The organism is Gemmatimonadaceae bacterium, from assembly GCA_036003045.1.
In the GTDB taxonomy this organism is placed as follows: Bacteria; Gemmatimonadota; Gemmatimonadetes; order Gemmatimonadales; family Gemmatimonadaceae; genus JAQBQB01.
Genome location: DASYSS010000047.1, coordinates 100,613 through 113,037, shown reverse-complemented (window position 1 = coordinate 113,037; position 12,425 = coordinate 100,613). Strand labels below are relative to the sequence as shown.

Annotated in this window: 12 protein-coding genes; 5 read left to right on the top strand and 7 right to left on the bottom strand. The window is 66.7% G+C overall.

Annotation, left to right across the window (positions count from 1 at the left end; translation table 11 throughout):
• The 3 genes from VGQ44_12385 to VGQ44_12375 all read left to right on the top strand — a co-directional run.
• Nucleotides 1–473 (top strand): electron transfer flavoprotein subunit alpha/FixB family protein (locus tag VGQ44_12385; protein ID HEV8447617.1); only part of this gene is annotated, 473 nt, incomplete at its 5' end.
• Complete coding sequence (locus VGQ44_12380) at nt 473–2,548, top strand: heterodisulfide reductase-related iron-sulfur binding cluster (GenBank protein ID HEV8447616.1); 2,076 nt, start codon at nt 473–475, stop codon at nt 2,546–2,548. The genes VGQ44_12385 and VGQ44_12380, both read left to right, overlap by 1 nt.
• 1 nt (nt 2,549) lies before the next feature.
• Entirely contained in the window at nt 2,550–3,314 is a 765-nt protein-coding gene (locus VGQ44_12375; protein HEV8447615.1) for a methyltransferase domain-containing protein, read from the top strand.
• On the opposite strand, the gene VGQ44_12370 is transcribed toward VGQ44_12375, so the two are convergent.
• From VGQ44_12370 to gpmI, 7 genes are all read right to left on the bottom strand, one after another.
• A complete protein-coding gene (locus tag VGQ44_12370) occupies nt 3,304–4,005 on the bottom strand; it encodes a class I SAM-dependent methyltransferase (protein HEV8447614.1) in 702 nt (233 codons plus the stop codon). The genes VGQ44_12375 and VGQ44_12370 overlap by 11 nt on opposite strands.
• 5 nt (nt 4,006–4,010) lie before the next feature.
• Entirely contained in the window at nt 4,011–5,261 is a 1,251-nt protein-coding gene (gene glp / locus VGQ44_12365) for a gephyrin-like molybdotransferase Glp (GenBank protein HEV8447613.1), read from the bottom strand.
• A gap of 5 nt (nt 5,262–5,266) precedes the next feature.
• Entirely contained in the window at nt 5,267–6,754 is a 1,488-nt protein-coding gene (dacB, locus tag VGQ44_12360) for a D-alanyl-D-alanine carboxypeptidase/D-alanyl-D-alanine-endopeptidase (GenBank protein HEV8447612.1), read from the bottom strand.
• A 91-nt stretch (nt 6,755–6,845) separates the two neighbouring features.
• The gene (locus tag VGQ44_12355; protein HEV8447611.1) at nt 6,846–7,475 is read right to left on the bottom strand and encodes a molybdenum cofactor guanylyltransferase; all 630 of its coding nucleotides are present in this window, start codon (nt 7,473–7,475) and stop codon (nt 6,846–6,848) included.
• A gap of 1 nt (nt 7,476) precedes the next feature.
• Nucleotides 7,477–7,893 carry a 6-carboxytetrahydropterin synthase gene (locus VGQ44_12350; GenBank protein HEV8447610.1) on the bottom strand — a complete coding sequence of 139 codons (417 nt, stop codon included), beginning with the start codon at nt 7,891–7,893 and terminating at the stop codon, nt 7,477–7,479.
• Between the two features lie 13 nt (nt 7,894–7,906).
• Complete coding sequence (locus tag VGQ44_12345) at nt 7,907–8,623, bottom strand: hypothetical protein (GenBank protein ID HEV8447609.1); 717 nt, start codon at nt 8,621–8,623, stop codon at nt 7,907–7,909.
• Nucleotides 8,620–10,176: a 2,3-bisphosphoglycerate-independent phosphoglycerate mutase gene (gene gpmI, locus VGQ44_12340; GenBank protein HEV8447608.1), complete on the bottom strand. Its 1,557-nt coding sequence runs from the start codon at nt 10,174–10,176 to the stop codon at nt 8,620–8,622. Before gpmI ends, VGQ44_12345 begins: the two co-directional genes overlap by 4 nt.
• A gap of 192 nt (nt 10,177–10,368) precedes the next feature.
• Here gpmI and VGQ44_12335 point away from each other — a divergent pair, with 192 nt between their 5' ends.
• Nucleotides 10,369–11,373: a hypothetical protein gene (locus tag VGQ44_12335; GenBank protein HEV8447607.1), complete on the top strand. Its 1,005-nt coding sequence runs from the start codon at nt 10,369–10,371 to the stop codon at nt 11,371–11,373.
• On the top strand, nt 11,370–12,416 hold the full coding sequence (locus VGQ44_12330) for a hypothetical protein (protein ID HEV8447606.1): 1,047 nt from the start codon (nt 11,370–11,372) through the stop codon (nt 12,414–12,416). Before VGQ44_12335 ends, VGQ44_12330 begins: the two co-directional genes overlap by 4 nt.
• The last annotated feature ends 9 nt before the right edge of the window (nt 12,417–12,425 follow it).

Below are 12,425 nucleotides of genomic sequence, written 5' to 3'. Positions count from 1 at the left end.
GCTCCGAGTCGGTCGCGCTCGGCGCCGACCCGGCTGCGTCGAAGATCAAGGTCAAGGAGATCGCCGAAGGCGCGTCGGGCAAAATCGACCTCGGCGACGCGCCGATCATCATCTCCGGCGGACGGGGGCTCAAGTCGGCGGAGAACTTCAAGCTCGTCGAGGACCTTGCCGCGGCGTTCGGCAACGCGGCCGTCGGCGCCACGCGCGCGGTGACAGACGATGGATGGCGCCCGCACAGCGACCAGATCGGACAGACGGGGCGGCAGGTGAGCCCGCGTCTCTACGTCGCGGTCGGAATCTCCGGCGCGATCCAGCACCTCGCCGGCATGCGCACGTCGAAGACGATCGTCGCCATCAACAAGGACCGCGAGGCGCCGATCTTCAACGTGGCCGACTACGGCATCGTCGGCGACGTGCTCGAGGTTGTGCCCGCGCTGACGAAGGCGGTGCGCGAGGCGAAAGCCGGCCACTGATGTCGGCCTCGATCGCGATTTTCCTGGTCGTGTTCACGTTGAGCGCGGGGTTGTTCGCGCTCAACGTCCAGCGTCTCGTTCGCTACGCGCGGCTCGGCCTTCCGGAAGACCGCACCAACGATCCGCGCACGCGGATCAGGAACCTGATCTCGATCGGCATCGCGCAGAGCAAGATCTTCCGCGAGGAGCCGGCGGGGCTCATGCACGCGACGATCTTCTGGGGCTTCGTCGTGCTCACGGCGGGCACCGTGGAGATCATGATCCAAGGTGTGTTCGGCGGATTCTCGTACGGTCTGATTCTGCCGAAGCCGGTCTATCTCCTCTATTCGTTTTCGCAGGATGCCTTCGCGGCGCTCGTCATCGCCGCCGTCGCGTTCGCGTTCTACCGCCGCCTGGTGCTCCATCCGAAGCGCCTCGAGGGGGACAAGCTCGAGCACACCGACGCGCTCATCATCCTGAGTCTCATCGGCGGGCTGATGGTGACGCTGCTGCTCGCGAACGCCTGCAACTATCTCGCGTTGCCCGGCGGGGGCACGATCGGGCCGGAGAAGGTCGTGTCGCGCGGGCTCGCGGGGGTGATCGGATCGTCGGTGAGCAACCCGGCCGCATTGGCGATGGGGTTCTGGTGGGCGCACGTCGTGTTGATCCTGACTTTCCTGAACTATTTGCCGTACTCGAAGCACCTCCACGTCGTGACGTCGCTGATCAACGTGTATCTGTCGAACACGAGCGGTCCGGGCACGCGCGGCGCGATGAAGCCGATGGACCTCGAGGCCGAGAACGCGCAGTTCGGCGCGGCGGACGTCGAGCAGTTGTCGTGGAAAAACCTTCTCGACGGATACTCGTGCACCGAATGCGGCCGCTGCACGGCGGCGTGTCCGGCCAATATCACGGGCAAGCCGCTCAGTCCGCGGAAGATCGTCATCAACACGCGGCAGCGTCTGATGGAGATGGGCCCGGCCGCCACGGGCGACTGGATGGCGTTCAAGGGGCCCGCGCTCGCGCACGAGACCGCGGCGGTTGCGGCGGCGGAAGCCGGCCACACCGGCCAGGATCGTCTCCTCGACGGCTACATCACGGAAGAGGAGCTGTGGGCGTGCACGAGCTGCCGCGCTTGCGTCGAGGAATGCCCGGTGTCGATCGACCAGCTCGAGATCATAAATGAATTACGGCGGAATCTCGTACTTTCCGAGTCGCGCTTCCCGGAAGAGATCCAGCCGGCCTTCGAGTCGCTCGAGCGCAACGGGTCGCCGTGGGCGTTCAACCCCGCCGACCGCGCCGAGTGGGCACGCGGGATGAACGTCCGCACGATGGCCGAGATGGCCGAGCGGGGTGAGCGTCCGGACGTGTTGTTTTGGGTCGGCTGTATGGGGTCGTTCGACGACCGCGCGAAGAAGATCACCGTGGCGTTCGCGAGAATTCTCGATGCGTGCAACATCAGCTTCGCGATCCTTGGTCAGGAAGAGCACTGCCACGGCGACCCCGCCCGGCGCATGGGCAATGAATACCTCTACCAGATGCTCGCCAAGGACACGATCGAGACGCTCGACCGCTATCACGTGCAGACGATCGTGACCAGTTGTCCGCACTGTTTCCACCAGATCGGCAACGAGTTCCCGCAGCTGGGCGGCAACTACGACGTCATCCACCACTCGACGTACATCGAGCGGCTGCTGTCGGAGCACCGCGTGCCGCTCGAGTCGGAGAACGGCAAGCGTCTCACCGTCGCCTACCACGACTCCTGCTATCTCGGCCGCTACAACGACATCTATGACGCGCCGCGCGAGACGCTGCGCCGCGCGCTGCCGGTCGTCGAGCTCGTGGAGCCGAAGCGCACGCGCGATCGAGGATTGTGCTGCGGTGCGGGCGGCGGCCGCATGTTCATGGAAGAGCGAACCGGCAAACGAATCAACGTCGAGCGCACCGAGGAGCTGTTGTCGCTCGAGCCCGACCGCATCGCCGTGGCATGCCCGTTCTGCATGACGATGATGAGCGACGGTGTGAAGGCGGCCGATTCGAGCGTACCCGTCGTCGACATCGCCGAAGTCGTGGCCGAGCGACTCGCCGCGGGATAGCGTGGTCGACTACGACGGAACTACCATCCCCGAAGGCTACGACCGCGCGCGCGACCACGGCCCCGAGGCGCTCGCGCTGTGGATGTCGACGATCGAATCGCGCGTTCACGGCCGGCCGATCCGCCGCATCCTCGATCTCGGCTGCGGCACCGGACGATTCTCGCAGGCGCTCGCGACTCGATTCGACGTCGAGGTCGTCGGAGTCGACCCGTCGCAGAAGATGCTGTCGGTCGCGCGCGGCAAACCGCACGAGCCGCGCGTGCACTATCAGGAGGGGCGCGCGGAAGCGATTCCGCTCGAGGCGAAGTCGGTGGACATGGTCTTCACGTCGATGACCTTCCACCACTTTTCCGACCGACCGCTCGTCGCGCGCGAATGTCGGCGCGTGTTGAGCGACGGCGGCGTATTGGTCGTAAGGGCGGGGACCCGGGAACAGATCGATTCCTACGCGTACATCCCGTTCATCCCGGTAACGCGCGCGTTGCACGAGGAGGTGCTGCCGAGTGTTTCCGAGATCCGTGACACGTTCGAGGGTGCCGGGTTCCGCCTCGTATCGTCAGAGCTCGTCACGCAAACCATTGCACCGACATGGGCCGTCTACGCGGAGAAGCTTGCGGCCGGCGGCGACTCCGTCCTCGCGCGCGTGAGCGCTGCCGAGCTCGAGGCGGGCTTGGAGCGAGTGAGAAGGCACGCGGCCGCGGTTGATCCGCAGCCCGTGACCGAGCCGATCGACCTGCTGGTGTTCGAGGTCGCGCCTACGGGGTGATCGCGTACGTCGAAGGCTCGATGCGGAACAGCGTAATGGTCTGTCGAATCGCGCCCTCCTCAAAGCCCACATCCTCGCGCCGCGCCGTCGCGAGGCCGAGCGGCCCCAACGCGCGTAGAAAATCGTCGCGCGCGATGCGGCCCGGATCAGCGATCAACGCCAACCCGTCGGGCGCGAGGAGCGTCGCGAGCGTTTGCGCCACGAGCGTCCCGTACGCGCGCTCGTACAGCACGTCCGACGCAACGACGCAGTCGAACCGACCGATGTCGGCCGGGATGTCCCGCCAATCGAAAAGACGCGTCGTGATGTCCCGTCCGGCGTTTCGATTCGCATTCACTCGTGCGAACCGCAGCGCATCGTCGTAATAGTCCGTCGCCGTGACGTCGAAGCCGGCGACCGTCGCCGCCGCGGACGCGAGCCCGGCGCCGCATCCCAGTTCGACGAGCGATCGCCCCGCGCCCTTCTCCTCGAGAAGCCGCGTCGCGAGCACGCGCGCCGAGGGCCAGATGTCGGCCCAGTACGGCAGCCGCTCGTCGCGCTCGAAATCCTCGTCGCTGATCAGCTCCTCGGCGCTCGCGGGATGCCGCATCACGAACGAACGTGCACCGATTTCGACGCGAGTTTCCATTACGCGAAAGCGACGCTCGAGCGACGCCTGAAGCTGGTCCACCTCGCCTGTCAGCGGCGACACGTCGCTCAGAGCGCGAACGACGCCGACGACAGCGCGCCGTCGCCGAGAAGGATCGCCCTTGCCGTTTCACCCGCGCGCACGAGCGGCCGGTCGGGAGGCACGACGAGCAGCGCGTTGGCGCGCGACATCGAAGTCAACAATCCCGACCCCTGAGGTCCGGTCAGTCGAGCCCACGCGACGCCGTCCTCCCACGTCACGACGACTCGCATGAAGTGCGTGAGCGGCGCGCCTATGGCGACGTCGTCCCGCACGCGCACCGCGATCGGGTGAGGAAAGATGTCCTTCTCGCCGTGAAGCCGCCGGATCACTGGTCGCGCGAAGATCTCGAACGTCACCATCGCCGAGACCGGATTGCCGGGGAGTCCGAGCCAGGGCACCCCGCGAAGCGTTCCGAACCCGAGCGGCGCGCCGGGCCGCATCAACACGCGCCACAGCTGAAGGTCCGCGCCGAGCGAGCGAACGACGTCTTTCGTGAAGTCGAACGCGCCGACCGACACGCCGCCGGTCGTGATGACGAGATCGGATTCCAGCGCTCGCGACAGACGCTCGGCGTAGACCGCCGGATCGTCGGGGACGATGCCGAGGTCGACGACCTCGGCTCCGACGACCATCGCCGCCGCGGTCGTCGTGTATCCGTTCGACGACACGATGCGGTCGCCGCGCCTGACGAGGTCGAACTGGTCGACGTCGACGAGCTCGTCGCCCGAGGTGAGAACCGCGACGCGCGGACGGCGAAACACGTCGACCATCGCGCATCCGATCGACGCCAGCACGCCGAGCTGCGCCGGGCCAACCACGCGGCCCCCCGCCACCGCGACGTCGCCCACTTTCAAGTCTTCGCCGCGCGGACGCACGTTCCGGCCGGCGTCGCGCGCGTCGCGGATCTCGACGCGCGTCTCGCCGCCGTCCGTGTCCTCGACGCGAATCACCGTGTCGGTGCCGTCGGGAACGGGTGCGCCGGTCATCACGCGCACGGCGGTCCCGGCTCGAAGCGGCGCGGAGGGGCGCTGGCCGGCGCGAACCGTTTCGGCGACGGGCAGGACGACGGGCGATGACTTGCTCGCGTTCGCGGCATCCGCCGCGTGAACGGCGTAGCCGTCCATCGACGAATTGTCCCACGGCGGATGTTCGATCGGCGAGCGCGCGTCGTTCGCGAGGACGCGGCCGAGCGCGTCGCGCAGACGAATGGTCTCGGTGCCGAGCGGGTGGATCGCGGCGAGGATTCGCCCGCTCGCCTCCTGAACGCTGAACGCCACGATCGCTAGCGCAGCCGCATGCCGGCGAGCCGCGCGGCGATCGAGTCTTGCACCACCTCGACCGACCTCACCGGCACCGTCCAGTTGTTCGACAAGAAGCTGAAGATCAGCATATGGCGGTCGGCCGTGGTCACGTAACCGGACAGCGATCGTGATTGCGCCACGGAGCCGGTCTTGGCGCGTACGTTGTTTTCGGCCGGTGTGCCCTTCATGCGATTGCGGATCGTGCCGTCCACGCCGCCGATGGGCAGGGCGTCGTAGAAGGCTTGAAAGCTCGGTGCTTTGCGCATGGCGTCGAGAATTCTCACGACAGTGCGCGGGGAGATGTAGTCGTAACGAGCCAAGCCGCTGCCGTCGCGGACGATCGCCTCCGACGGGACGGCAACTCCCCACGACGCGATCTGACGTGCGACGGTCGCGCGCGCGCTGTCGGCCGGCTTCCCGATCGCCACGGTGCGAAACAGCATCTCGGCGATCTGGTTTTGCGACGGCTTCATGAGCGCCTTGAGAATCTCGCTGAGCGGCGGCGATGTGAGTGTCGCGAGGGTGTCGACGCGCGCCGTCGTGTCCGCCCACCCTTGATCGATCGTGATTCCCTTCGACGCGAGCGCTTCGCCGACCGCGGCGACGTACGCCGCGTCGGGATCGTGGTGCGTGACCTCGATCGTCGCCGTGTCGCGGACGCCGATCTGTCCCTGGAGGATGACGTCCCAGGTCGTGCTGTCCTTCACCGCGCGTAGCGTGCGCCGGCGCCGTGCGCGAACGGTGTCGGTGCTCGCGGCGACCGTCACGGCCATGTTTCGCACGCGCGGCACCGAGCGCGCCGGGCTCACGTCGACGCTCACCGGCGCGCCCGGCGCGTCGCCTCCCCGCACGTGCAGCACGCTGAACCCTTCATTGAAGAGCAGTTCGTCGATCGGCGCCGAGTAGGAATCCTCGAAGTCGTCGTACGTCCAGCCGTAGCCGAGCACCTCGCCCGGGAACGCGTCGCCGTACGGGACGACTCGGCCAGTGATGTGACGGATGCCGCGCGCGGCGATCGAATCGGCGATCGTGCGCAGCGGGATCATCGCGTCGTGCATCATGTGGTCGCTCACCGACGGATCGCCCCGGCCGACGACGAGCACGTCGCCGGTCAGCGTGCCGTCGGCGATCGTGCCGCGGGCAAGAAACGATGTGCGGTAGCGATAGTCTGGGCCCAACTGCGTCAACGCAGTCGAGCTCGTGAGAATCTTCATGTTCGACGCAGGCATGAAGAGCTTGCCCGCGTTGCGCGAGTAGAGTGTGTCGCCCGACTCCGGGTCGACGATGAGGATTCCCCAATGCGCGTTCGAGAACTCGGGCGCGTCGGTGAGCGAGTCGATGTACCGGCGAAGTCCGGCGTCTCGGCCGAAGCTGATCGAAGCCGGTGATACCGCGGTCGACGGTCGGCAGGCGAGTGTCGCGGCAACGAGCACGGCGGCGCCGCGCAAGCGGGCAGAGGAGGGCGTCAACGCAAAGGCTCCCGGGGGCGTGTGGTTCCGAGGGGTTGGGGGGCGTCGTTGAACAATACCAGTTCGCGACGCGCGCTGGCGAGCCGACGCGTCACGCCGTCGCCGCCATTCGCTCGGCTTCCTCGAGATCGGCGGGGGTGTTCACGTTGAAGAAGAGCCGCCCCGGGTCGCCGAACCGCCGAACGTCGGTCTCGCCGATCCGCGAGACGTTGGGCAGCGCGGTCACGACGCTCGATAGTCGGAAATCGCCGCGAGCGATCGCCTGCTCGATGTGTGACAGACACGCGCTCGTGTACGCGGCGCAGAACGGCTCGGGGCCGTCCGGGCTCTCCGGGATCGCCGCCGACGCGCCCTCCCGCACGCGAGTCACGAGCAGCGAAAGCAACGCGGCGCTCACGAACGGCATGTCCCAAGCGGCGACGAGTGCGATATCGCCCTCGGGTACCGACGCGATCGCGGTATGGAGCCCGACGACGCTGCCGCGTTCCGAGCGAACGTCGCGACGGACGGGAACGCCGTCCAGCCACGCCTCCGCTTCGCGTGAATTCGCGACGAGAACGATCTGGGGTGTCACAGCGCGAATCGCGGCCGCGACGCGGTCGATGATGCGCACAGCGCCCACCCGCCGCAGCCCCTTCGATTCACCGCCGAACCGCTCGTTCGCCCCGCCGGCGACGATGGCGCCCGTGACTCCACGACGCGCGTCGGCCGGGCGAGACACGCTAGTCGGGCCGGTAGCTCGCCCGGAGCGTTCGATCTTCGGCGATCGATACTTCGACGACGCGCACCGACCCGAGCGCCGACTGCACCCGATCGTGGATGAATCGCGCCAGCTCCTCCCCGGTCGGGATCCGCTTCCCGTCGGCAAACTCGGGCACGTCCAGATTCACGTTGCGGTGATCGAAACGCGACCGCACTTCGGCGTCGAGCACGCGGTCCAGCAAGCCGAGGTCCATCAGCATTCCGGTTTTCGGATCGACGTCGCCGGTCACAGTGACCTCGCAGACGTAGCTGTGTCCGTGGTAGTTCTCACGCGAGCAGAGACCGAAGACGCGCGCGTTCTCCTCTTCCGACCAATCGGGCCGCCGGTAGCGATGCGCGGCGGCGAAGGTGACGCGACGAGTGAGGAAGGTCGGCACGCGTTGAGCCGGATCAGAACAAGTACGACAGGCCCAGCGTGAAGGCGGGGTTACTCAACCAGTAGGACCGTTCGGCGTGCGTCGTGACCACGGCCGTTCCGCCCGCCGGCGCCGTGAAATAGGTCTGCGGATACGAGATCGTGTAGAAGCGGTCCTTCAGGTCTCCTCGGATCTGCCACTTGCCGCCGGGTACGTAACGGATCCCGACGCTGCCGTTGAACGTGAATCGCGTTCCGAACGCGAAGCCGCCGGAGTCGGGCTGCGAGCGGAGATCCGAAATCAAGCCCACGCCACCGCCAACCATAGGAACGAGATGGTGCCAACTTTTCTCTCCCGTGAGACTGAGGCCAAGTCCGACGTCCGCCGTGTAGAGTGGGCGCGTCGTCGTTCCGAGGTTGCGCGCGAGCCCAGCTTTCAGCGGATTGATCAGGTTACGATCCGACGAGATGTACGCGACCTCGCCGGTGATGTGCGCTGGTCCGCCGGCCCGCCAGGCGTAGCTGACGCCCGCAATCGGACCGCTTTGCGGCCCGACGTCGGCGATGTCGCGATGCGCGTGATACATCCCGCCGAAGAACGTCAGCTCCTGTGAAAACGGGAGGTCGACGTATGGGCTGTTCGACGGCAGAGAGCCAACGCGTCCTCCACCTGGTTGCGCCCTCAGTTGGCCGGCGCCGGCGAGCAGCGCTCCGAACACGACGGCATAGATCGACGTTCGCTTTCCGTTCATTGGTCGTTGGCTCCCTGCCGAAGGTCGACTCCCGTCATCTCGGACGGCTGCTCGAGTCCGAGCAGAGTGAGGAGAGTTGGACCGACGTCGCACAGAGCGCCCCCGGGGCGCAGCGGGGGCGGCGACTTTCGTTCGTGATCGACGATGAGAAATGGCACTGGGCTGGTGGTGTGGGCCGTATGCGGACCGCCGGTTTCAGGATCGATCATGAGCTCACAGTTGCCGTGATCCGCGGTGATGAGCAACCGCGTCCCGCTCGATTCGGCCGCCTTCATCACGCGCGCGAGGCACGCGTCGACCGTTTCGACAGCTCTGATCGTTGCCGGGAGCGAACCCGTGTGTCCGACCATGTCGCCGTTCGCGTAGTTGCAAAGAATGAACTCGTGGTTGCGCTCTTCGATCGCATTGCAGAGCACGTCCGTGACACCCGGCGCGCTCATCTCGGGCATCAAATCGTAGGTCGCGACCTTCTGACTCGGGACGAGCAGCCGATCCTCACACGGAAAAGGGGCCTCGACGCCGCCGTTGAAGAAGTATGTCACGTGGGCGTACTTCTCGGTCTCGGCGGTGCGGAACATCCGCATGCCGGCTTTGGACACCACTTCGCCGACGATGTTCGCCATCGACTGAGGCGGGAACGCCACCGGAACGTCGAACGTCCGATCGTACGACGTCATCGTGGCGACGTGCACCGAGGGGCGTCCGCTCACGTCGAACGCGTCGAACGATGGATCGGTCAGCGCGCGTACGATCTGGCGCATGCGATCCGCGCGAAAGTTGAAGCAGATGACCGAGTCGCCGTCGCGCATCGGCGCGACGGGCTCGCCGTCGTGGACGATCACGGTCGGCGTGATGAACTCGTCCGTCTCGCCGCGCTCATAGGCCTCGCTGATCACGCGAAGTGGATCGGCACCGGTAGGACCGACACCCTGCACGGCGGATCGGTACCATTTCTCCGTACGGTCCCAGCGCTTGTCGCGGTCCATCCCGAAGTAGCGGCCGCCCAGGCTGGCGACGGACGCCCGCCCTGCCACCTTTCCAAGCAACCCTCGCATGAAGCCGAGCGACGAACGAGGCATCGTATCGCGCCCGTCCAACAGCGCGTGGATGGCGACTCGGGCGGGGGGAACACGCCGCCGCGCGCAGAGCTCCACGAGCGCCACGAGATGCGCGTCCAGCGCGTGGACGCCCCCGTTGCCGATCAGACCGACCAGGTGAACGGTGCCGCCGGTTCGGACCGCGTTGTCGCAGGCGCCGAGAAACGCGCGATTCTCGAAGAATGACCCGTCGCGAATCGACTCGCCGATCCGAACCAGATCTTGTGACACGACGCGGCCGGCGCCGAGGTTCAAATGGCCGACCTCGCTATTCCCCATTTGTCCTTCAGGAAGTCCGACCGCGCGACCGGACGCCTCCAGCAGCGTCCATGGGTATTGGTCGATGAGCCGGTCCCATGTCGGCGTCTCGGCCAGGGCGATGGCATTGCCATCGCGCTCGCGGCGGTATCCCCATCCATCGAGCACAATCAAAGCAACGGGCTTACTGCTGGGCACGGTTCGTGGGAACAAGGGTGGAAACGACGAGCCCGAAATCTATTGCGCGCTGTTCGCGCGGTGGAACGGAATGATTACAAATAAGTTGAGCAAGAAGTCCCATCTGTTGCATTTGCAACGGACAGCTTATGATGGGGCCGTCAAGGCGCTGTGAGTTCCCACCACGCCGCCGGTCAGCCAAAAAATTCGCCGATGTCGAACCGAATTCGCTCTGCCGCGACGATCATCGCGCTGGGCGCCACGCTGAGCATTACCTTCGCCGCAGCGGGCCCGGGCCGTTTGGACGCGCGTTCTACCCTCGAAACCCGGCTCGCGGCCAACCGCGCGCGGACGGCCCATGGCCCCGGCGACTCGACGCAGACAGCCGCCTCGGCGATCGCGCGCTTCGCGGACGCCCTCCGCGGGCTCAGCGGGAGCCTTTTCGCCCGTTTCGTCTCCCCGAGTACAAAGACGCCCGCCGTGCCGGCGTTCGCCGCGCTGTTCGGCGATTCGAGCCTCTTGCGCCCCGGGATGTATCCCGTCGCGCCTCTCGCGCGTCCCTTTGCGTTCATCACGATGCACCCGTTCGCCGAGAAGCATGGCATGAAGCTCGGCTCGTATCGCCTCGGTTTCTGGCCCGCGGAGAAACACGCGGTCAAATCGCCTGCGTACGCCAACCCCAACGGGTTCATCGAAGTCACGCAGGCGAACATGGACACGCCGGTCTCGGAGCACTTCAAGCTCGGCGACTTCATTACGCATGACCAGGCGGACGTCTGGCCGAAGTACCTGGTGCTCAACGACAAGTTGATCGACAAGCTGGAGCTGGTGTGGCAGGAGCTTCAGCGTGAAGGCGTGCCCGTGAAGCACATGTCCGTGATGAGCGGCTTCCGGACTCCCTGGTACAATGCGAACGGCGGCTCGACGGCCGGCCGCGCCGCGGAAAGCCGCCATATGTACGGCGACGCCTCCGACGTCTTCGTCGACAACGACGGGCGTGGACGGATGTCGGACCTCAACCACGACGGCCGCGTCGACTGGCGCGACTCGAGGGTGATCGCGCGGGCGGCCGATCGCGTCGGCGAGGAACACCCGGAGCTCGTCGGCGGAGCCGGGGTCTACTCAGGAAATCGGTCTCACGGGCCGTTCACCCACATCGACGTTCGGGGCTCCGCCGCTCATTGGGGTGTCGGGATGCGGATGGGGGTCGGCGAATGATCCTCAGCCGCGGCGCCAAGCTCGCCACGAGAATCGACCGCGCGCGCGTGAGCGCGTTTGCGGCGATCATCGCATCGGCGCTTGGGGTCGCGGCCTTCTACAACCCGGCTCCCGCGCCGACCGCGCCGTTCGCGGCGATCGCGGGCGAGGGGATCGCTGCCGGCGCGTCGCTCAATGCATTCGGTGCGAGCCACGAAGTGCGAGTTCGCGTCGCGCTTCCTGAACAGCGCGTCGAGTTTCCCGTTCAGGTGGGCGGCGACATCGAATCGCTCACGTACGAGTGGATTCGCGAAGGCGACTCTGTCGGCGTCGATCTTCCGCAAGCACTGAACGGCCCGGGGTTCACGGCGCCGCATCGCCCGGGGTTTTATCATCTCGCGATCGAACGCGGGACGTCGCGTCAGGTTCTTCCCGAGCCGACGCTCGTCGTGCTCGTGCCGTTCTCGCGAAAGGTCGGCAGCATGCTCAACGGGTATCGCATCGGTACGTACGTCGCCGAACGATTCGCGCAGCACGACCATCCGCAGGGCTTCGTCGAGGTGCGCCAGGAGGACGTCGATCTCAAGGTCAGCGAGCATCTGCGGCTCGGCGATTTCCTCACGCACGACCAGCAGGACAACGTGTGGCCCAAGTACGTGGCGCTGAATCCGCGTCTGCTCGACAAACTCGAGTTGGTGCTCGCCAAGCTCGGCGAGCGCGCGCGTATGTCGTCGGCGAACACGGACGGCTCCGAAGAGTCCGGGGGCGACGTCGCATTCGACGTCCACAGCGGCTACCGGACCCCGGCGCATAACGACGGCGTGTGGCGCGCCGCGACCGACAGCCGCCACGAGTACGGCGATGCCGCGGATCTTGCAATCGACGCCGACGGCGACGGCCGCGTGACGGTGCGGGACGAAATGCTCGTCGCGCGCGCCGTGGAAGAGGTCGAGGCCGAGCATCCCGACTTGGTGGGCGGGCTCGGCTTGTACACCAGCGGACGGTACAACACGCCGTACGTGCACATCGACGCGCGCGGAACTCGAAGTCGCTGGCGCGGCTGACGGGGTTGA

Excerpts from the sequence above, each read along its gene's own strand:
- VGQ44_12380 (HEV8447616.1), top strand. The coding sequence starts at position 473 with ATGTCGGCCTCGATCGCGATTTTCCTGGTCGTGTTCACGTTGAGCGCG.
- VGQ44_12345 (HEV8447609.1), bottom strand. The coding sequence starts at position 8,623 with ATGAACGGAAAGCGAACGTCGATCTATGCCGTCGTGTTCGGAGCGCTG.
- VGQ44_12335 (HEV8447607.1), top strand. The coding sequence starts at position 10,369 with ATGTCGAACCGAATTCGCTCTGCCGCGACGATCATCGCGCTGGGCGCC.
- VGQ44_12330 (HEV8447606.1), top strand. The coding sequence starts at position 11,370 with ATGATCCTCAGCCGCGGCGCCAAGCTCGCCACGAGAATCGACCGCGCG.